A 22,187-nucleotide genomic window follows, 5' to 3' on the forward strand; every position below is an offset into this window, starting at 1 on the left:
ATTCGGCTATAGTCAATATCAGGATTATTGTCACTGAAACCTGTATCAATAATGCCCACTAACGGCTGATTTTCCTGGGGAAACTCATACTCAATAGGTTCAGAATCAGTTGTCGGGTCAGTGATAATTTCACTGGTGTTAACGGGTTCATCGATAACAACATCCGTTGATTCATCAGTCGTGGGTTCGGTAACGATTTCACCCTCATCAGGCGTATCTGGAGTAATATAAGGTCTGGCATATTCAATCAACGCTTCACCCATATCCGTACCACGCCAATCGTGATTGGGGTCAACCACATCATCCATCAACGCGGCTTTACCTGTCGCCCCCCGCACCTGGAAAACAACATCGTTATAATCCTGGTCATTCCAATCAGCATCTACGCGCAAATCTTCCATGACAAATGTGCTACCATCGCCCGTGACATCGGCGATTTGTCCGGTATGAAACGCATCTTCTGGATTCGCGGTTGCCATGGAAAATAGAGGACGGATTGTACCCTCCGCATCCGGGTTATCAAATACCTGCTGTACTGTACCATTAGGTACTAGCATCACGCCAAATTCATCTCCTGGACGCATTTGGACTGTTTTTACACCCAAATAGTCGCCAGCATTGTTATCTGCTTCTCCAAGTTCACCGGAAAACCGTGCGCCTTCTGTTTGATCTGCAATAGCAATATGACCTAATTCTGAATCACTCAATGCACGAGAGGCGGCTTCCTGGATAAATTCCTCTGAACCGGGTTCAAATTCATTCATGCCATCTAAACTAAAGATGGCTAATTCTCCCTGATAGCTACCCCCATCAAAGAGGAAATCAATACTCACCTCCCCAGTTTCGCCGACGGTGAATGTGCCAGACTCAAAGGTAGGATTGATAAAGGGAATGTCTTCGAGTTGATCGGTTAAAAGTGGCGTCTCTGGCGTTGTTTCGGCACTGCTATCAGCCGTATCTTCTGGGGTTAAATCGACATCCCCATCCATATTGCTAGAGGTTTGACTTTCCCCATCTGAGATATCCCACTCCTCACCCAATTCTGGGAGTTCAGGGGTATCAATGTCCATTGTCGCTAAGTCGGGTGTCTCATCAATGCCATCCACCAAACCACTAGGAGTGTACATAGGTTCGAGGATAAAGGCTTGTAGCAATACCGGGGACTTATCATCCAGGGATTGGGGATGGGGTGGTGATTTTGACCCGAATAAACCCTGCCAAAAACTCGTCAGCCATCGAAAAACAGGATTGTGCCGCGCCTTATTGTCCGATGCTGGAGAGGGGACAGTGGCTGTTGGTTTGCTTGTCGATACTTCTAAACGGTTCATAGCATTCGTTTCCTTAAAATTATGATCGAGAACTATATCCATTAAAAAGGGGTTTCTGGGTGCAGAACCCCCCGTTAGGTATCAACTTCAATCGGGTTATTGCTATCAAAAGGTATCAAAAGCTATCAGGAGGTATCACAACCAGACAGTTACCCCCTTTTGAGGAGGCGATTGAAATCGCTGCTACACAAACCAAGTCCGCCTGCGCGGACTGAATTATAACGGGGGTGGGGATAATTGATTTTTAGATAATTTGGATAAAATAAGGATATCGACCGTTTATTCTCGGCGTAAGCGATCACACAACGAGAAAACATTAGTTTGTTGGTTCCGGATAAACGATAAAAATTGCTATATGATTGAAATCAAATGATTCAGGTTGACGCGATGACTGTGGCTCAAGTGAGTAGCAACTATGAAATTGAGATTCCGGTGACGGTTCGAGAAGCATTAAAGCTGAAGCCGGGGGATGCCTTAGAAATCAAAGTCGTGGATGGTGCTGTGGTGATGATGCCCGTTCCCAGTTACACATCGCGCCTGTTTGCCAAGCATCAAAATCTCTGGCAGGGGGTGGATGCTGTTGCCTATATTCGTGGGGAACGGGAGTCATGGCGTGATTAGATGACCTGGATGGGGTTGCGATCGCTCTTTTGAGAAGAAATTAGCGTTAACCGGGAGAGAGAGGGCGATCGCGTGGGAGTCCAGGTATTTGTAGGGGCGGGCGCGAGCCGCTTAATTTTGATGCTTGTGATAAGGTTTCAACAAAACCCGCCCGGACTCAAAATGGAGGTGTGTTTTAGGCGATCGCTTCTGCGTTTATTTTGAGCTATTGCCTTAGCTTGTATGATTGATTGTATTCCCATCATGTCTATCATTATCTCTGGCAAACTGGTATAAGGGCACAACAGTGTCGTGCCCCTACGAACAGGAATTTTTTTGCTGGAAATCTATCGATGAATTTTTCCAACTATATTAACAGATTGTGCGTAGGGGCGCACCGACGTGCGCCCTATTCCCAACCTGCGCCCTACCCTGCATTCTATGTTTCAGCGCTCAATTCTCGCGACTTTTGCCTCACCATTCCCGCAATTACGGCTTGTTGTAATTTCATAAAAGCGTTGATGTCTTCTAAACCATATTTTGTGGTTTGGAGTAATTGCCGGAGTTGGTCTTCTGCTTCAACGCTAAGATAACCATTGGTGAGCGCTTGTTGGACAATTTGTCGAATTAAAATCATCGTCTTTATCCCTCCTTGGAAACTGTCATAAACGACGGGTAGTTAACCTGGCTCAAGACTCTAAATTTTCACGGAAATAAATCGGCGCTGGGGCGGGTTTAGTTTAATCTGGGTGCAACCGAAAAGTTGTAGAGACGTTGCATGCAACGTCTCTACAATTTGTTTAAATCCGACGACGCTTGCGAAGTTGACTGGCAAAAATCAAACCTACAGTGACTAACCCAAACACTGTACCCGGTTCAGGTACAGATTCACAGTAATCCCGTTCACAAATACCGGATTTTTCAAATTTAAACGCAATATTGTGGTTGCCATCAAACTGATTTAAGTCGTAACCTGCCGTTATTAAATCAGAATCGCTCAGATATATAATATCGGCAATAAACTCTCCTGATCCAATAGAGTTGAGACTTTGACCTTGATCAAAATAAGTTGTTGTGGCGGGTAAATCCCCGAAACTGGGTTCACATAAACCGGGAATACAGTCTCGGGTAACCACAGCATTATTATAGGCTTCTATGCTGCCAAAACCATTGTTAATTCCTGTAACACTTTTGGCGGTAACATTGGCGTATAGACCCACTTCGGGTGCGCCGGAATCACTGTTGGGAGAGAAACGAACGGCAAATAAATCACCCGCGTCACTGGCGGTGGTAAAGTCTTGATCAGTCAAGTTGATGAATAAATCACCCCAACCCGTATTCCCGTCATCCGCGTCAGTTCCCTCCACACCGGTTAAGGGCATATTGCCATTGAGGACAACTAAAATGCTATCAACTGTTTCCTTGACAGACATCCCGTAGAGTTCATAGCGATTATCTTTGCCGCCAACGATATTGCCATCAACGCCATCATTGGGGGAATCTTGACTATGATCCCAGGGGGCGTCATCACTCGGTTTTGGTCTGGGTTTTTTGCCGGGATCAAGTGCGCCGCCATCGTTGAGACATTCTTCAAAGATACTGAGAACAGAGCCTTCATTTAAGGCTCGTAATGTGGCAGATTGGGCGGCTTCTCCTGTGGTGAAAATTAAGCCAAATGCAGCGGTTAAACTAATTAGTTTTGCGCCAATTAAGGGTATGTTACGATTAGACATGATTTTCTCCTTAAACTGGTATGTAGTCAGGGCTTTAGCCCTAAATTCTGTTGGTTTTCATGGCGGGGCTGTAGTCAGAGCTTTAGCCTATCAACGCACGTTGGTTAATCCCTTGGAACGAAACCAAAATCGGGTTAGCTAACCTGGTGCGTTACGCTTCGCTAACGCACCCTACGACTAGAATACTGCCTAGTGTACAGGAGTTGGCGTTTTCTTTGTAAACCGATACAAACTCAGGTTCGTCATTTTTCATTTGTCCTTGGAAAATAGAGAATCCGGCGTGATTAGACTTGCTTCGCTCCAATTCGTGGATTTTTAGACTACTCTTATTAAAGAACAGATTTACTCGCCCTAACCCCCCGCAACCTATCAATTTTCCCGCTAACCCATGACACGGAAATTGACAGAAGGTATCAAAAAGGATCAAAAGGTATCAAAAGGTATCACCGTTTTGAGTCAGGATGGGTTTTGTGGAAAAGTTATAGCGCTACGCGCTAGGCAATAGGCAATAGTGAAGAAAAAAGCTTATCTTACCAGGGATTGACCCTTCGACTTCGCTCAGGGTCAAGCGATTTTAATTTTTTGTCATTTGTCCTAACTAGAGTGCGTAGTGCTATATCGGTGGTATCCTCTAGTTATAGGCTACACTCGCCCCTACAGGTGATTACAGGGAAATGGCTATATGTTGTGGGATGCATTTCTAACACGAGTCGCTGATGCTCATGATTTGTTTGAAGAAGATGAGCGACAAGCTTTCTTGGTTCGGTTTACTGAGCGAAATTTACCCCGTTCTGATATCCAAGTCGCACAGGATTTGAATATTAGTGAAGTGACGCTGCAACGGCGGCTGGGAAAGGGAGTGTATACTCATTTAGTCACCAGTTGTCCTCAGCTTAATACCGATAAAAAGGGAAAATTTAAGATTGTCAGAGATTGGTTGAAAAAGGGGTATGTTCTCTGTCAAGGGAATGGTACTATGGGAATACAAAAAATGGCGGTAAGTTCACCCGCTCCAATCGCCAATCATCCTTATGTCGAACGTCCCCCGCTTGAATCGCTGTCCTATCAAACTCTTTTTAAACCCGGTGCGTTGATTCGGATTAAAGCATCCCGACAAATGGGGAAGACGGAGTTAATGGCAAGGATTTTGAATGCCGTTCAACAACAAGGCTATCACAAAGTCTATTTAAATTTTTGCCAACCGGAAGAATCGGTAGTGCAAGATCTGGATCAATTTTTGCGTTGGTTGTGTATCAGTGTCAGTCGTCAACTACAAAAACCGCTGCAACTCCAGGACTATTGGGATGTGGATCTTAGTAGTAATGATAACTGTTCGGCTTATTTTCAGGACTATTTATTAGAACAAATTGATCGCCCCCTCGTTTTGGGTTTAGACACGGTTGATCGACTTTTTACCCATTTGCCGATTGCACAAGATTTCTTTGGAATGCTGCGGGCATGGCATGAAGATAGTAAAATTATTGATAATTGGCAAAAACTGCGATTAATTGTGTCTCATTCGACCGAAGCTTATATTCCGCTAGATATCAATCACTCACCGTTTAATGTGGGAAGAACGATTTCCCTACCCGAATTTACAGCCGAACAGGTGACTGAGTTAGCTCAACAGCATAAACAGGTATTAAGTCAGCAGGATGTGACTTTATTAATGAATCGCGTGGGAGGACATCCGGGTTTAATTAAAAAAGCGTTGGTTGAACTACAACCATTGGGGACAATGACCTTAACTCAGCTATTGAATGAAGCGGCGACGGAATCAGGGATTTATGGGAGTTATTTACGAAAGATTTGGCGCGAATTGCAGGACAATCCAGCCTTGATTCCGGCGCTGAAAAAGGTGATTGAAGCCAACCATAGCGTGAAATTACCCTCCAAACTTGCTTATCAGCTTGAAAGTCTTGGACTGGTGAATTTAACTGGAAATCAGGTAATGATGCGATGTGAGCTTTATCGTGACTATTTTGGTTCTCGCTTGGCGAATTTTGGGGAGGTTTCGTAGTTCGTAGTAATGGCTTTAGCCTTTGACGGGAGGCGTAGCCTCCCCAATAGCATTCCCTTAAGAGGAATGTCATTGACTTAAGTCTGGTGGGCAATGCCCACCCTACGGTATATCTGGGAACGAGAATGACAAATGACGAATGACGAATGACAAATGACGAATGACAAATGACGAATGACTATCATGTAGGCGGAAGCTTACCCCCAAATGCGACAAGCTATGTCATGCGTTCAGCAGATAAAGAACTCTATGAAGGATTAAAAGCTGGCGAATTCTGCTATATCCTCAATTCCCGACAAATGGGTAAATCCAGCTTACGAGTACACACCCAAAAACGCCTCGAAGCCGAAGGAATTGTCTGTGCGGTAGTTGATTTAACTCGGATTGGGCGTCAGGCGAACGAACAACAATGGTATAAAGGAATTGCTTATCGTTTAGTCAGTGAATTACGACTGGCGAACCGCGTCAAATGGAAACTGTGGTGGGATGAACATGACTCCTTATCACCTGTACAGCGGTTGGGAGAATTTATTGAAGCGGTTGTCCTCGATATTATCCCTCAAAATTTAGTCATTTTTATTGATGAAATCGACATTACCCTAAATTTATCCTTCCCCACCGATGATTTCTTTGCCTTAATTCGATCCTACTATAATGGACGAGATACGAAGCAACGCTATCAGCGTTTAACCTTTGCATTGTTAGGAGTCGCCAGCCCATCGGATTTAATCCAAGATAAAACCAAAACGCCGTTTAATATTGGCAAAGCGATAGAATTACGGGGATTTAAACTCGATGAAGCGCTAATTTTAAGCCAAGGATTTGCCGGAAGGGTGAAGCATCCCCGAAAAGTGCTAGAAGCGATATTATATTGGACAGGGGGTCAACCCTTTCTTACCCAAAAATTGTGTCATTTGGTACAACTGTCCTGTGACTCTCAGTTAGACAAAATTATCGATAAGGGGAGGTTGAGTCAAGTTATCGATTTTCGCGATAATTTTAGCCGTAAACCTCTAAGGATAAATCCGGCGAATTTCCCTAGATTAGGGGGTTTATCAAGAAGGCTTATGAGTAAAATTCGCCCCGACACCAATGAACAGGAATTCGTCAAACAAATCGTGCGATCGCAGATTCTGCTAAACTGGGAATTCACCGATCATCCCGAACATCTCAGAACCATCCGCGATCGCATTCTCCTCAGTCACCATGGCGTCATCCCATTACTCCGCCTCTATCAACAAATCTTACACCAAAGGGAAATCCCCGCCGATGAGAGTCACACCCAACAGGAATTGCTACTCTCAGGATTAGTGATTCAGCGTCAGGGTAAACTGAGAGTTCATAACCCCATCTACAAATCCATCTTTAATCGCCAATGGGTCAACGCTCAACTTCCAGCACAAAACGACCATTCTGTCAAGACCCCAGCTTGGACAATTCCGATCCTCAGTGGGGTTGTCAGCATTGCGGTGATTGGAGTGCGATCGCTCGGATTATTGCAAGGGTTAGAATTACAAGCCTTGGATGGATTAATTCGGTTGCGCCCAACTGAAACCCTAGACTCGCGCCTATTGCTCGTTAAAATAACCGAAGCCGACATCAACAACTACCGCCATCCTTTATCCGATGACGTGCTAGTCAAATTATTACAGAAACTGGAATCAATGCAACCGCGAGTAATCGGCTTAGATATCTATCGAGATAACCCCATTCATTATCGCGACACACAGCGAGACGCTTCCCTCGACTTACCCACCTATCTACACCAAACCAATCGAGTCATTCATATCTGTAAAGTTAGCAGTGAAAGCGATAAAGGAACTGCATCCTTCCCCCATCTTCCCTGGCGAAATCTCGGCTTTAGCAATGTATTAGTGGACAGCAAAAACACCGAAACCGGTCCACTACGCCGCCAGCTATTCTATCAAAAAGTTCCTTCAACCTCACCCTGTCCCACCCCCTACGCCCTTAACGTTCAACTCGCCTTTCGCTATTTAGCCGCCGAGGGGATTTTACCGACATTTACCACCAAAAACGGCAACTTACAGCTTGGAGACATCATTTTTGCCGATTTAAAACCCCGTGCTGGCGGATATCAACGCTATGATTTTAGAGGTCAACAAATCCTCCTCAATTACCGTGCGGTTCACCCCATCGCCCAATCCGTGACACTAACCGAAGTTCTCCAAGATAAAATTAATCCCCAATGGGTCAAGAATCGGGTAATATTAATAGGCGTTACCGCCACCAGCATCAAAGATAGTTTCTCTACCCCTTATGGAGAAATGCGCGGCTTAGAGATTCAGGCGCATGGCGTGAGTCAGATACTCAGCGCGGTACTCGATCAACGTCCCTTAATTCAACCGGGGAATTTCTGGAGTGAGGTATTGTGGATTGGGGGATGCTCCTTAATGGGCGGACTATTGATTCAGTTAATCCCCAAACGCCCCTACCAAATCCTCGCCACAGGCACAGCATTAATTCTATTATCAGGACTAAGTTTAATCCTATTAATTCACGGCTATTGGATACCCCTAATCCCATCCGCGATCGCCTTAATTGTTTGTAGTAAGGGAACCTTAGCCTTTTACCAGCCTCAAATCGTGACGACACAAGTATAACAAAAAACAAATAAAAAGGACAAACAACAAATGACCAACAAACTATTCAACCTTGCCATCATACCCCTTCTGATCATCGCCCAGAAATCCCCCCTCGACGCCCTCATCTTCAAGCAACCGCCACCCCCACCGGATAAAGACACACCGGGACAACAATCGGATTCAGGAACCCGTGGACCCTGTGACGCACAGCCCTCGCAAACTGATAATGAATTAGTCGCCCTTATCCCCGCCATTGAAAAACCAGCGCCAGAAAATTCTGGGATCAGCTTATCAGAAACTCATGTTTGGGGATTAACCCAGAGTAAACATCCAACATTGTGGTTTTATCTTCCAGACACAGCAACATCGGCTCAAGTCGCCCAATTTAGCCTCGAAAATGAAGCCGATTATCAAGCAAACTTTCAATTCAATCTCCCCCAAACTCCCGGAATTATAAACCTAGCCATCCCCACCAATGAACCCCCACTGGAACCCGGTCAATGGTATCATTGGTCACTAAAACTCTATTGCGATACTCCAGCATCCCCGCCTAACTTCTTGGTTGATGGCTGGATTAAACGGGTAGAGATTGAGACACCCTTGAACGGTGATACGCCCCAAGACAAAATTGTCATTTATGCTCAAAACGGTTTATGGTTTGACACCCTCACCGAACTAGCCAACCTCCACCGCAAAAAACCCCAACACACCCAAACAGCCTGGGCGAACTTACTAGAATCTATCGGTTGGGAACAACTTACCGAAATGCCGATTCTTCCCTGCTGTACCTTGGAAACAATCGAAATTGATCATCAATAATTCCTTTTGTTCCAGATGCGCCATGGTACGTCTGGAACAAGATGCCCTATATATCTGCCCAAAATCGATCAATTGACACCTCAATTGTAGAAAATGCCTGGGATACAATCGTACCTTGACTGATTACCAATGACTCTAAATAATCGTCTGACTGAGGATGTCGAAATATATGAATGTGATGCGCCCTGACATTAACCACCCAATACTCTGGAATACCTGCCAAAGCATAAGTTTTTTTCTTATCATTGAGATCATACTCTAAGGTAGACTGAGAAATTTCAATCAGCCAAAAAATATCCTGAGGATAAGGATGGCGCTGGCGATATCGTTGTCGAGGCGGTTGCACAATGGCTATATCCGGTTGGGGTTCAGAATCGGATAGAGTAATCGGATGTGCTTCTCGAACTACGGCTAATCCTTGTAACAACGAACGTAGATAGTGAACGCTTCCTTCAGTTATATAACTATGAATGGGTCCTTCTGGAGGCATTTCCACTAATTCTCCTTGCAAAAGTTCCACCTGACGGTTGCCAAGAATGCCTGTCTCAATCAGACTATGGTAGTCGGTTACTGTCCATTTGACTAGAGTTTTCATAGTAAAAAGAGTTGGGAGGTAATGAGTATTGTATCGCGTCCCTACAGTTTTAATTTATCAAATTATATCCCACACCAGGATGAATTTATCCAGGAAATAACGAGAGCCAATTTCCGATTAATACAAAGGGCGCCCAATAATAGGGATGCCGATAATTCGCATTGTTTAAAAATTCATTCTGAACCATCTGTATCGCTTCCGCTTTGCTCATCGGTTCCGTGGAATTAGTCAACTGTTCATAGAGTAACCGAATAAAATCAGTCGTTGATTGATCATTCACATCCCATAACGTTCCAATCGTACTCCGCGCCCCAGCCCGAACCGTTATTCCCGCCAGCCCTAATGTCGCCCGACTATCCCCATTGGCAGTTTGACAAGCACTCAACACTAACAGTTCAATCGGATCAGGTAAATTTTCCTCGCGACTTTTGAGATAGTGACTTAATTCATTCACCTGAATCCGTTTATCCCATGCCAAAATAAAGGTTTCATTGGGATTAGAACTAAATTGTCCGTGGGTGGCGAAGTGAACAATAGAAAAGGGACGGGCGTTAATTTTAGATTGCAAGGCTTGACTGGTAAATGCATCATTCATCAACTTGACATCTGAGGGAATTTGTGACAATTCTATTTCAACATTGGTGAGGGGAGTAAAGCCTTGATGGGCCCGAAATTGCGATCGCACCTGAGATAGTCCAAAAGCCAGCGTCTGTAAGGGGTACTGGGAGAGGGGTACAGGGGACAGTAATTGAGGTTCTCGATTCAGCGCGATCGCATATTTTTCAATTAGGTACTGATTCCCATCCCAAAGCACCGCCATGGGAACGGTTTGTAAGGCACCATCGAGGACAAAAACTAAGGTATTTATCCCATTCGCTTTAAGCTGAGATTCAAAGGGAGCAACTAACCAATTATAGATCGGTTGAGAGGTATTTTGAATCGCTTTAGTATAGCGAGAAGTCCGTTGAGGATTAGTGAGTTGAGTGCGGAGTTGATCAACTCTTTCTTCCACCTGACGAGGGGAAAGCTTGACGCGATGGTGTTGTAAGGTTGGCTGGGTTCCAGATTGAGAATGACTGGGATTAATTTTCGATTGCGATGGTGTAGAGACGTTGCATGCAACGTCTCTACAGTGAGGTAGTTTAAGCATAACCTCTAATCGATCCTCTAAAAGAATCGTATAAATAACCGCCGTATTCGGGGCGTGTTCATCGACAATTGTGTCAATTAAAGCCGGATCTGATGACGCACAGGCTTCTTGTAAGTAGTTCTCTAATTCCGCTAATTGCAGTTGGGCTAAAACCTCTCTGGCTTGGATTAAATTTTGCGGTGATGGCGTTTCATCTCGCAACAGCAAATCAATCAATTCCCGATAAATCGGCTCAACTTCATCGCGAAAAGAAAAGCGAACATCAGGATTAAGAGTCGCTAAATCTGGGCGAATCGTATTGACAGTATTAACGGCGGCTTGATAAGCGGCGATCGCGCCCAATCCTCCCTCAATATTTTCCTGGGCTTTCCGTAAGCGTCCCAGTTGCCATTGCCATTGATAAGCAATATCCCACGCCTGAATCGATTGGCTAATTTGAATCGCTTGATTTGTTAACTCCTGGGCATTTTCTAGGTTCTGAGTCGATTCATAGAGTTTACCACTAATCCCCGTCGCATAAGCCTCACTACGCCGATCCTCTAACTCGTGAGATTGTTGAATAATCTGTTGATTTTTGTCAAAGGTTGCCGTTAATAAACTATCCAATCTTGTCCAAATGCTGTGACGATAAATTTTGGGAACCTGTACCTGGTTTTGGCTAACCGTTTGCTGAATTTGGTTTAACGTAACCAGAAGTTGAGCAAACTGAATTTGGCAATCAATAGCGGTGTGATTAGTGGGTAATGTGGTGATCTTGGCTTGAATTTGGGTTAAAATCGGCAGTTGCGGTACAAGTTTGTCCTGCCACCATATTTGAGCATTTGACCAGTGCCGCTGCTTAAGTAACCAGTGTTGGGTATTAAGTAAAACACTCAGGTAATTTAGCTGAGATTGGAGCGGAATTAGGGACGAATTAGATAGAGTTATTGCCTGTTGATAATAATCACCAGCTTGAGTCACAGCATCCAGAACAGGTTGAATATTCTGGAGAGAGGGGCGAGTTCGTTCGTAGAGACTGCGCTGGTGATGATAAGTATCCTTCGCCCAGTTTCCCAACTGGAAATACGCTTCAGCCATCGCGTCTGTATTATCCAAGCTTTGCGCCAGAGTCAAACTTTCATCTAATAAGTATTTAGATTGTTCTAAATTAGTTAACGTATTGAACGGGAAAGATTCTTTTAAAGACAACCAATTAGGATCAGACAGATTAGAATTACCCACAACCCGCACCAATTCTCCCAAACGAGACCAAGCCGTAAATTTAAGCAAAGAATCCGGTTGGCGTTGTAGACGCATAGTTGCCAGAGTTAGCGTTTTAAATGCCTCCCGTAACTGTCCTATATTTTGCAACGCTTGGGCTTGATTAATCAAGCTACCAATACTTCCGGTTTCATCCCCCAAGCGGGTGTAGAGGCGATGTACCTTTTCCCAGGTTTGTAGAGCATCAGCTGCATTACCCAGAGCGAGTTGTAAATGTCCTTGATTATTAAGAACTTGAGCCAAAATTAAAGATTTATCCGGCGAATCAGGAAGAGATTGGAGTTGGTTAAAACTGAGTGCGATCGCGTCTTTCGCCTCTTGCCATTTTCCCAATTCTTGAAAAGCCAAAGCCAGATAACTTAAAACTCGCGCTTGTTGAAGTTGATTCCCTGCATCAGCCAATTGAGATACCGCTTCTTCCCAGAGACTTACCGCCTCTGTAAATTGTCCATTTTGATAATACCCTTGACCTTGTTGAACTAAACCATTGACATCAACAATAGGAGTTTGGCTAAGAATTCGGGGAGGTTCGGTACTCAGTGCCGATTGACGAATCAGATAAGTTTGACCCAAACCAATCAATAGAGTAAAACAGACAGCGATAACCCCATACTTAAAGAATAATTTCAGATGACGCCATAAAACCATCAATTTAGTCATAATTTATAATAACAATCATTCACCCTTATTCGTAATTGCGCTTGTAATTGCGCTCGTAGTTGCGCTTGTAGTTGCGCTTTAGCGCCAGTTCATCGTCACGCTTTCCCCCCAATAGCGGCGGAAAAAAATAACTTACCGCCAACAAAAGTGGAATTGCGATCGCAGAACCCCGCTCTCTACTGTACACATAATATGATAAAATTACAAAAGTATTCTTCTTGCCCAAGACAAAAATATGCGGCTTCAACCCATAAGCACAGAACATATCGCCATCGATCCTAACTATTGCTTCGGTAAACCTCGCATTGCTGGTACAAGAATGCCAGTAGCGACTATTGCCAAACTCTATCTAGAGATGGGAGAATCCCTAGAAAATATTGCTCAGGAGTATGATTTACCCTTGGAATCCGTTGATGCTGCCATTGCGTATTATTACGATCATCGGGAAGAAATGGACCGTCATACAGCCGAAAGTGAAGCTTATGTTGAACAAATGAAGCGCAATAGTCCTCCTTCCCCTCTCCAGGAAAAGTTGAGAGCGATTCGCGATCGCTGATGCGACTGTTATAATTTATACAGATTCCCAATTGTTAAGGCTTGAGCAATTTATGGAAACAATAAAAATATCGTCTCAAGGTCAAGTTATACTTCCTAAGTCTCTGCGAGAGGCTCATCACTGGGAAGCCGGACTTGAATTAATCGCGATTGAAATGGGAGATGGGATTCTTTTGAAACCGAGGAAACCTTTTCCAGAAACGACATTAGATGAAGTCGCAGGCTGTTTAAAGTATAATGGAACGCCTAAAAGTCTTGAGGAAATAGATGAGGCAATTCGCCAAGGTATAGAGGAATTATGGCATGATCGCGGTTGATACGAATGTTGTGGTTCGGCTATTGACTCAAGATGATGAGTTACAATTCAACAAGAGTGTCGAACTTTTTAGAGAACCAGCAGTTTTTATTCCAGATACCGTGATACTGGAAACAGAATGGGTTTTACGTTTTGCTTATAAGTTTAAACCCGCTAATATTTGCCAAGGATTGAGATATCTTTTTGGTTTGTCGAATGTTTATATTACTAATGCTCGGTTAATGGCTCAAGTAATTAATTGGCATGAGAATGGTTTAGATTTTGCTGATGCTTTTCATCTAGCACAGAGTCAAGATTGTTCAGGATTTTATACCTTTGATGATAAGTTTTGTAAAAAAGCTCAAGGGTTAAGCAACTGTCGGATGAATAAGCTGTGAAACTCTAATCTATTTAGGACTTACACAAAGCCTCTACGTGTAGGGTGTGTTAGCGTAGCGTAACGCACCTTTGCCACGATATGTGGTGTAGCTGCGTAAGTCTTGTTATTGTCAGATATTAGAGTTAAACGTGTTTCTGGCTATCCAGGGCGCACGTCGGTGCGCCCCTACGGGACAATCGCGTCATTCGGTACAGGACAAATCGGGGTTTGCCAGGAACTATACAGCGTCGGATTCGGAACTTACGCCACCAATTCCACCTCTCCATTCTCCTTAATAATCCATCCTTGCGCTTCAATAATTTGAGTCGATTTTCTCTCCGTTTGCGGATTATTTCCCCCTGAATTCACCCGATTGTCCCTCGAACGTATCGGATCACGGAAATCAACCCAACCCTGATTATAACCCCCATTATTAATGGGATTAGGCGGTAAACCCCCGCGCCCAGAAATAATAAATTCACTGCTTCCACGCCGTTGACCCACTTGACATCGGGCTTCAATTGGGTCTACAGGTTGTAACTGAGGTAAAGGTTCCAGTTGAGGGCGAGTTTCCGTATTAACCTCTACCGTTCCATCAATTCCTAATTCAGAACTCGCCGTGAAATCACTCTCTGGAGTGCGGCGGTCTTCAAATTGGCGAAACCCTTCAATCAGTAAAGCCGTCGCCGAAATTGTCCCACCTTGACCCGCAAATGCATTAGCCACGACATCACTATTTTCTGAGAGAATCGCCCAAATAATTCCCCCAGCATTAATCGTAATATTACCCCCATTTGCCGTACCAAAGGCTTCCGCCGCAATTTCACTATTGAAGCGCATAATAATAGAATCGGTCACATCTAAACGAATATTCCCCCCTTCACTAGCTGTCGTTGTTGCCCGCAAGCGTCCTTGATTGGTTAAAAAGATCGAATCCGCCGTAATCTCCAAATCCCCAGACGTGCCAGAACCACTCCCACTCACGGTTAATTGTCCGCCATTTTCCACAGTTAAACGACCCGTATTCAGCGTGATTCCTCTGGCATTTGCCAAACTTCGAGACTCAAAAAATAAGCCACTTCCTGAACCGTTAACGTCTACGGATTCTGAAGCGTTAACCTCTATAATTCCGCCCTGTCCCGAATCAAAGGTTGTCGCAGATATTTCTCCACCACCTTGGAGAACTAATCGTTCTGTGTCAATCTTCAACTCTCCCGCATTACCGGAACCCGACGAATCAAAGACTAAACGGCTAGGGGTTTGACCATTCGGTGACGTACCAACAACTTCCACCGATTCAGACGCATTTACAGTTAATTTTCCCGCTTCACCCGTATTCGCCGTTGTCGCGGAAACCAATCCTCCATCTTGGACAATTAACCGACTTGTATCAATGGTTAATTCTCCCGCATTTCCTCCCGTTCCAGAAGCCGACGAATCAAATAATAAGCGACTGGAAGTTATCCCATCAGATGCTGTCCCAATAACCTCAACAGATTCAGAAGCATTCACATTAAGTTTCCCGGCTTCACCCGTGCTAGTAGTAACCGCAGAAACTCTCGCCCCATCTCGAACCACTAACCGATTCGTGTTGATATCTAATATTCCAGCATCACCCGAACCTGACGTGTCAAATAGCAAGCGGCTGTACTTTTCCCCATTCGCCGATGTACCAATAACTTGCACAGAATCAGCATTAACCGTTAAATTTCCTGCTTGACCTTGATCGGATGTCGTTGCAGAAACTCGCCCGCCCTCTTCAACAATTAATGTTCCTGTATTAATCTCCAATTCTCCAGCATTACCGCTACCCGTAGAATCCAAAAACAAACGACTGGACGTTTCACCGTCAGCGGAAGTACCAATAACCTGGACAAAATCATCCGCATTCACTGTTAACGTTCCCGCCTCACCTGGACCAAAAGTGCTAGCTGAAACTAAGCCTCCCTCCCCCACGATTAATTGGTTAGTCGTAATCTCCAAATTACCAGCATTTCCAGAACCAACTGTTGTTCTGGCACGAACCTCTGCATTGATAACTTCCATAGACTCGGAAGCAACTATTTCCAAATCTCCTGCGTTCCCATTACCATTAGTACTCGCAGCAACAGAAGCTCGATCCCGAACTATGAATTTGCCTGTGTTAATTGCTAAATTTCCTCCTTCTCCAGAGCCGAAAGTGAAAGTAAACAAACCACTTGGCAGTCCAGAATCAACTGATCTTCCCAGAACTTCCACAGACTCGGAAGCAAATATAGTAATATTTCCGGCGGAACCACCACCGTCAGTCTGCAAATTACTAGAAGCTGCAACTTCTCCCCCATCTTGAAGAATCAACCGTTTGGTTTCAATTGTGATATCTCCACCATTTCCAGTATCGACAGTCCCAGCAAATAAGCCACTATACAGTACATTAGTTGGCGCACCACTCAATTCAACAGACTCAGAGGCATTCACGGTCAAATTTCCCCCCTGACCGGCTCCATTCGTAACCGTTAATATCCCAGCTCCATCCTGAACAATTAACCGTCCTGTTTCAATGGCTATGTCTCCACCCGATCCAGTACCAGTAGGAAGAGAAGCTAAAGAACTATCTCGACCACTGGCGGAGATACCTATTACTTCCACAAAATCTGTGGCAGTGATGGTTATATTTCCCCCTTGACCGTCACCAGCATTTACAGCCCAAATCCTTGCCCCATCAGTTAAGGAAACTGATCTGGCTTTAACATTAATATCACCACCTATACCAGAACCATTAATTTGATTAGTTACAAGAACATTATTTGAGATAGAAAATGCATCTTCTGCAAAAAGGGTAATATTGCCGCCATTGCCAGCAGCCGTGAAAGAAGAAGAATCTACATTGCCAGTGATGGCAAGAGCGCTTCGAGAATCGAGAAAAACTGAGCCACCGTTATCAACAGTGCTACTCGTATTAATCATTCCGACTTCAATGTCACCTGATAATCCGTTGGAACTATACTGATTGGTTAAAAGAACGAATCCATCTGGCTCAGTAATCCGAATATTCCCTGTAATTTCAATATTGGCATTTGTTGCACCTGTACCAAAAGTAGGAGTCGGGTTTGTTGTTATAGGCAAAACTGTATTTCCTGGTATCCCTCCTGGCAGTAATGTCCAATCAATTCCAGCCCGGATATCCAACGTTGGTCTAGCACTACCATCAATTGAAATAGTTGTGGTATTATCTGAAAGCGTAATAGTTCTAAGCGCTGGATCATTATAGGGAGCCGGGGCATCAGGACTAATCGATGTCGTAGCATTATCCGCACTATCAATCTCAATATCTCCTGTAATTCTCACCCGACCTCCAGCTAAAATATGTAGGGAAGCACCTGTATAATTACCAAATTCAACATCATTCGCTGAAGCAATAATCGGGTCATAAGGACTTGACAAATTCCCTAAACTACTATCTAACTGTTCAATCCGAAAATTTCCACCACTCCAGAAGTGAGCATCTGCACTAACCGTATTGCCAGAACGCAGCACCATATCCCCACCGGAAAATAACCCACTATCGGGATGATTCAAAGCAAAAACATCAACCGCTTGATTTCCCTGCACCAAAAGTTGACCCATCGCTGAAGCAATAAACGGACTCGCTACACTATCCCGCACCGTCAGCGTATCTGTCGCCAATAGAGTCAAATTCCCCCCAGCTTGTACCTGATTCTCTAGGTCAAGATTTCGACCCGCGAGAATCAAATCCCCTGCGACAGCTAAAGTAGCAGAACTGGCGATCGCGCCTTGATAATTCGAGCCATATTGCAATCCCGGCGTCAGGTTAATCGTCAGTAATGGCGGTGCTTGGGGGTTCGTTGCACTAAACTCTGTGCCATTCTCAAACACCCACTCCGCTGCGGTAGACGCCACAAACGCCCCCTGAACATCCAATTGGGCATTTTTACCAAAAACAATCCCATTCGGATTAATCAGAAACAAATTTGCCCCACCCTTGACCCCCAAGGTTCCCAAAATATCCGAAATATCCATACCCGTAACCCGACTGAGAATATTGTCAATTCCCGTCGGATTAGCGAAATAAACCCGTTGTCCCTCCCCCACATTAAACTCCGAGAAACTGTGGAACAGATTCGCACCTCGAATCGCCCCCCCATCAATCTGATCGGTGGGAAGTCCCTGAATGATCACATCTGGCGTCACCACAGAACTTTCCCCCCCTAGAGTAGAATCCGGAATAACTTGGGCAAAAGTCGGAGTTGTCCAATGGGATAGAACCCACGCGATCGCCACTCCTGCGGCTAAACGGATTCCCCGACGTGATTGACTTTGCCTGCATCTGACCATGACACCCTGTCTCCGACTCCGTATTCCTACTGATATTCAAATTAAGCCAGATCGAGAAATGCGATCGCTACCGTAGAATTACGGAATTTTCATGGATTGGGTTTGTCGTCAGGGCTTTAGCCTTGTACACAGACAGATCCCCGACTTCTCCAAGAAGTCGGGGATCTTGCTTAGACGATTAAATCGGTCATGGGTCATTTGTCCCGGTTCCCTTATAATTCAACATATTCAATCGTTGGCGAATTCTGCTTTCTCCCGGTGAGCAAATAACAATTCATTTGCCCCTTTCCTTTCACTTGAATCGGACCACGATCTTCAAAATGATAACGATGCTTGAGGCGCTTATACGTGTCTTCCGTTACCTGAATACTCCCTGGTAACCCGTGAGATTCCATGCGACTGGCAATATTTACCGTATCTCCCCACAAATCATAAATAAACTTTTTAATCCCAATAATCCCCGCAATCACCGGTCCTGTATGAATACCAATGCGAATACTAAAGGATTTCCCGGTTTCTTGACAAAATTGCTCAATTACCCGTTGCATATCCAACGCCATATCCGCGATCGCTTCGGTGTGGTTGAGCATCGGCATCGGTAGCCCGCCAACCACCATATAGGCATCGCCAATCGTCTTAATCTTTTCTAAATGGTGTTCCTCAACCAGTTGGTCAAACTCCGAGAAGATTACATTCAAAATCTCAACCAACTCAATCGGTGAGGTGTGAGACGCCAACTCAGTAAACCCGACAATATCGGCAAAGAGTACCGTCACCTGATTAAAGTGATCCGCGATCGTCCGTTCTTCTCGCTTCAACCGATGAGCAATGGGTGCTGGCAAAACATTCAGCAGTAAATGTTCGGATTTTGCCGTTTCCCGATCCAATGTTTTTAACGCCGAAGCAAACTGTCTGGCAATAATTACTGCCGCAATTAATGCGACCAACACAGCCGCCACTAATAATACCGTCGCCGTATCACTGGTGTCATTAATTATTTGACGCGATCGCTCTGCCTCCACACGCGCCAAGTCGATTAATTTATTCGCTAGTCTCTGTGCCTGTTGATCAAAATTGCGAATTTTGTCCTGAATTTCCTGATCCAGTTTCACGATCTCTTCGGCAACCGCTTGATAAGCATCAAGATATCTCAATGCCTGTCTGCGTTCCGTTTCATCAAACTTAGCACTGGCGTTAATTTGCTCACGTAACTGTTGCGCTGTTTTCGTCAGCAACTCCATTCTGGCAGGTTCACGAGTGGATAAATATTCTTTTTCATAAGATTGCATTTGATTAACTAATCCCAGAAACTCTTGAGCATCGGCTAGTTCCAAGCGTTTCTGCAATAGGGTTAAATTTTGTTCCAGTTGTTCGAGAACCCCAACATTATCAATCGCCAAATTACTCACCAAACCCACCGTTTCCTGGAAACTGCGAGAATATTGCTCAACAATTTCCACATACTCGACTAAATCCGGATTACTCTGCCGTTTAAATATGCCCCCCTGCACCTGAACCAGAAGCTCTTGCAGTTGGCTACTAATATCAATAACTTTTTCAATCTCTTGGCGGTGCTTGTCGCGAAAGTCATTTAGATTGGTACTGGAAAAATTAATACTGGGCCACCGTAAAAAGAAATCAATTTCCACGCGACGGGCATTGCGTAACGCGGCATCCATTTCAAACCCGTGTCGTTGCACCTCAATACTGGTCAGAAGCACCGCTTTAGTCTCATTACGCATTTGCCGCAGCGAGACAAAGCCTGTCATTGAGACAATACCAATTAACAACAGTAGCGCAATAAATGCCAACGCAAACTTGGTGGTGATGCTAAGTTTGCGCCCAGCTCCAGTCAGGCGCTTCCATATCTTCATAGTCCCTTCTTATTTAGTCCTTCGTCATTTGTCCTTAGTCCGAAGTCGCCTTTGAATAACCAATGACTAATGACCCAGCATTTAATTTTGTAGAGACGTAGCATGAGGAGTCTCTACAGCCTCCCCATCTCCCCCACCATCCTATGCAACGTCCGATTAATAATCCCCCCCAGAACCATAGCGCCATGCATCCAGCCAACGGTGGTAATAGTATTGGGGAGTCGGGGGTAATTGGTTTACGGGTTTACTCATCAATTGTCCTAATGGATATAAGCCACTGTAGACACCCAGATTTATGTAATGCACCATCCAATCTAACAGGGTGGTTAACCCAACTTGGGGAATCACAGGCGTCACCAGTCCGGGTTTAGTTAGGGAAATCAGTGTCAGGGTTTGGAATAGTCCAGAAAACTGCACTACATCTTGCAGGAAGGGACGCAGTACGTCATCCCCCAACTGTGCCATTGTTTGAAAAACACCACTCAGCAACGCATTGATTTGATTGGGGGGTATATTTTGCTCAACGCCCACACTCATCGCCCGTTGAAACATCCAGGTAACGGCAATATTTGGCTGATAGGGTTGCAGTAGATTCAAGGCGTCTTGGGTCAAAATGTCGCCGCTAAGGGCGTCCTGGATGCCTTCTGTCAAACGTTTGAGGTGACGTACCATGGAACCAAATCCGCCAAAACTGACGGGGGATTGAGCGCCACTGCTATCACCCACAGGCAAAATTCGATTCCAGGGCATTCTGATGGGGCTGTCTTTGTAGGATGGGAAAAAGCCAAATAACACTCGTTTAAAATCAAGTTGGGAGAGTTCCACCCCTTGATAGTCGGGCAATAGCCGGAAGTATTCCTCCATAAAAAACCCCAAGCTGGGGCGTTGGGGATGGGCGTCGAGATAGCTGAATAGATAGGTAGTTCTGCCATCTCTGGCGGGAAAGGCTTCCCAAAAGTATTGACAATGATTCTGAATCGGTGTAAAAGAGACAATTAAATCTCCTGTATCATTCTGGGTAAAGCCTTGAGCGCAACTACCCACAACCAGACAAACGCCTTCCGGTTTTTCCCCCTGGCGCACTTGTTTAACAATGGGAGAGAAGTTACCCATCGCATCAATCAGTAACCGAGTGTTTAATCCACCCGCCGCCTCGACGCGCACCCCATCGGGATGAATCACCGCCCCCGCGAATGCCGTTTTTTCCAAAAGCTGACCCCCAGCTTCGAGAAACTTGGACTTGAGGGTATCCAGGAGGAAAACCGGGTCAACGCCAATATTCAGGACATCCCGCACCCAGACATCCTCTCCCCCCAAAAAACTCACCCGACCTGGGTTATACTCAGATGCGATCGCCTCTTCTAATTCTTCGGGTGATAACAGGTCAAGTTCCAGGAATACCTCAAGTTCTGGGCGGGAAATATTCCACTCTTGATCCCGCCCCCGCAGAATTCCCCGTTCCAATAGGGCGACGCGCCAGCCTCGCCTTTGCAACGCAGCGCCCAGGAAAATGCCTAAGGTACCGCCACAGATAACGATATCCCAATCGACGGTTCCCAAAGGTTCTGTTGATTCCTTAACCACCTGGGGAATCGGTGTGGTACCGTCTCGCAACGCTTGCCAGAATTGGTCAGCCTTCCGCAAGCCTGCCAAGACATCTCCCGGTAACTGGGAAAGAATGTGTTCAGTTTGACTCATGACTCTCTCGTTTGGCACAGATGCTCCCTCTACATCCTAATCTGCGAGGGGTTAAAGATAGAAGGCAGGAGGCAGGAGGCAGATGGCAGAGGGTAAGGAACAAGGCAATGATATAACGGTTCAATAGAACATGACCTCGGCAGAATGACTCCGACTTAAGCTGAATAGCACTGAAATAAGCCTTTGGGATCGCCGAAACCAGTAATATACCGTAGGGTGGGCATTGCCCACCAACCTTAAGTCAGTGACATTCGACTTAAGCTGGGTTCGTAGTAGGCACGAA

Annotated in this window: 14 protein-coding genes and 1 pseudogene; 7 read left to right on the plus strand and 8 right to left on the minus strand. The window is 45.0% G+C overall.

What is annotated here, in order from left to right:
- Positions 1 to 1,328 (minus strand): DUF4114 domain-containing protein (locus RIE73_RS20110; RefSeq protein WP_446402867.1); only part of this gene is annotated, 1,328 nt, incomplete at its 3' end.
- Positions 1,329 to 1,697: 369 nt separating this feature from the next.
- Between RIE73_RS20110 and RIE73_RS20115 the strand changes: the two genes are divergently transcribed.
- Positions 1,698 to 1,949 (plus strand): AbrB/MazE/SpoVT family DNA-binding domain-containing protein, encoded by a 252-nt coding sequence (locus tag RIE73_RS20115; RefSeq protein ID WP_446402868.1) that lies wholly within the window; start codon positions 1,698 to 1,700, stop codon positions 1,947 to 1,949.
- 418 nt (positions 1,950 to 2,367) lie between these two features.
- Here the strand turns inward: RIE73_RS20115 and RIE73_RS20120 are convergent, their stop codons facing one another.
- Positions 2,368 to 2,565, minus strand: a complete 198-nt coding sequence (locus RIE73_RS20120; RefSeq protein WP_446402869.1) for a hypothetical protein — start codon at positions 2,563 to 2,565, stop codon at positions 2,368 to 2,370.
- 163 nt (positions 2,566 to 2,728) lie between these two features.
- Positions 2,729 to 3,661: a PEP-CTERM sorting domain-containing protein gene (locus tag RIE73_RS20125; protein WP_446402870.1), complete on the minus strand. Its 933-nt coding sequence runs from the start codon at positions 3,659 to 3,661 to the stop codon at positions 2,729 to 2,731.
- Positions 3,662 to 4,343: 682 nt separating this feature from the next.
- Here RIE73_RS20125 and RIE73_RS20130 point away from each other — a divergent pair.
- The 3 genes from RIE73_RS20130 to RIE73_RS20140 all read left to right on the plus strand — a co-directional run bounded on the left by RIE73_RS20130 (position 4,344) and on the right by RIE73_RS20140 (position 9,103).
- A complete protein-coding gene (locus RIE73_RS20130; RefSeq protein ID WP_446402871.1) occupies positions 4,344 to 5,681 on the plus strand; it encodes an AAA-like domain-containing protein in 1,338 nt (445 codons plus the stop codon).
- A 167-nt stretch (positions 5,682 to 5,848) separates the two neighbouring features.
- The gene (locus tag RIE73_RS20135; protein ID WP_446402872.1) at positions 5,849 to 8,302 is read left to right on the plus strand and encodes a CHASE2 domain-containing protein; all 2,454 of its coding nucleotides are present in this window, start codon (positions 5,849 to 5,851) and stop codon (positions 8,300 to 8,302) included.
- A gap of 30 nt (positions 8,303 to 8,332) precedes the next feature.
- On the plus strand, positions 8,333 to 9,103 hold the full coding sequence (locus RIE73_RS20140) for a DUF928 domain-containing protein (RefSeq protein WP_446402873.1): 771 nt from the start codon (positions 8,333 to 8,335) through the stop codon (positions 9,101 to 9,103).
- Positions 9,104 to 9,149: 46 nt separating this feature from the next.
- On the opposite strand, the gene RIE73_RS20145 is transcribed toward RIE73_RS20140, so the two are convergent.
- Both RIE73_RS20145 and RIE73_RS20150 read right to left on the minus strand, forming a co-directional pair.
- Positions 9,150 to 9,698: a Uma2 family endonuclease gene (locus RIE73_RS20145; protein WP_446402874.1), complete on the minus strand. Its 549-nt coding sequence runs from the start codon at positions 9,696 to 9,698 to the stop codon at positions 9,150 to 9,152.
- Between the two features lie 85 nt (positions 9,699 to 9,783).
- Positions 9,784 to 12,768, minus strand: coding sequence for a CHAT domain-containing protein (locus tag RIE73_RS20150; RefSeq protein ID WP_446402875.1), 2,985 nt, complete (start codon positions 12,766 to 12,768; stop codon positions 9,784 to 9,786).
- Between the two features lie 235 nt (positions 12,769 to 13,003).
- Between RIE73_RS20150 and RIE73_RS20155 the strand changes: the two genes are divergently transcribed.
- Genes RIE73_RS20155 through RIE73_RS20165 form a run of 3 tightly spaced genes read left to right on the plus strand, consistent with a single transcriptional unit; the run spans position 13,004 to position 14,016 of the window.
- Positions 13,004 to 13,324 (plus strand): DUF433 domain-containing protein, encoded by a 321-nt coding sequence (locus RIE73_RS20155; RefSeq protein ID WP_446402876.1) that lies wholly within the window; start codon positions 13,004 to 13,006, stop codon positions 13,322 to 13,324.
- A gap of 52 nt (positions 13,325 to 13,376) precedes the next feature.
- Positions 13,377 to 13,640 carry an AbrB/MazE/SpoVT family DNA-binding domain-containing protein gene (locus RIE73_RS20160; RefSeq protein ID WP_446402877.1) on the plus strand — a complete coding sequence of 88 codons (264 nt, stop codon included), beginning with the start codon at positions 13,377 to 13,379 and terminating at the stop codon, positions 13,638 to 13,640.
- Positions 13,627 to 14,016 (plus strand): type II toxin-antitoxin system VapC family toxin, encoded by a 390-nt coding sequence (locus RIE73_RS20165; protein WP_446402878.1) that lies wholly within the window; start codon positions 13,627 to 13,629, stop codon positions 14,014 to 14,016. Before RIE73_RS20160 ends, RIE73_RS20165 begins: the two co-directional genes overlap by 14 nt.
- Positions 14,017 to 14,258: 242 nt before the next feature.
- On the opposite strand, the gene RIE73_RS20170 is transcribed toward RIE73_RS20165, so the two are convergent.
- The 3 genes and pseudogenes from RIE73_RS20170 to RIE73_RS20180 form a co-directional block, all read right to left on the minus strand.
- The gene (locus RIE73_RS20170; RefSeq protein WP_446402879.1) at positions 14,259 to 18,332 is read right to left on the minus strand and encodes a two-partner secretion domain-containing protein; all 4,074 of its coding nucleotides are present in this window, start codon (positions 18,330 to 18,332) and stop codon (positions 14,259 to 14,261) included.
- Between the two features lie 212 nt (positions 18,333 to 18,544).
- Positions 18,545 to 19,201, minus strand: a pseudogene (locus tag RIE73_RS20175) (adenylate/guanylate cyclase domain-containing protein); the annotation flags it as partial.
- A gap of 1,161 nt (positions 19,202 to 20,362) precedes the next feature.
- Positions 20,363 to 21,904 (minus strand): FAD-dependent oxidoreductase, encoded by a 1,542-nt coding sequence (locus tag RIE73_RS20180; RefSeq protein ID WP_446402880.1) that lies wholly within the window; start codon positions 21,902 to 21,904, stop codon positions 20,363 to 20,365.
- Positions 21,905 to 22,187: the final 283 nt, after the last annotated feature.

Origin of the sequence: Coleofasciculus sp. C1-SOL-03 (assembly GCF_040220555.1) — a bacterium.
Classification (GTDB): Bacteria; Cyanobacteriota; Cyanobacteriia; order Cyanobacteriales; family Coleofasciculaceae; genus Coleofasciculus.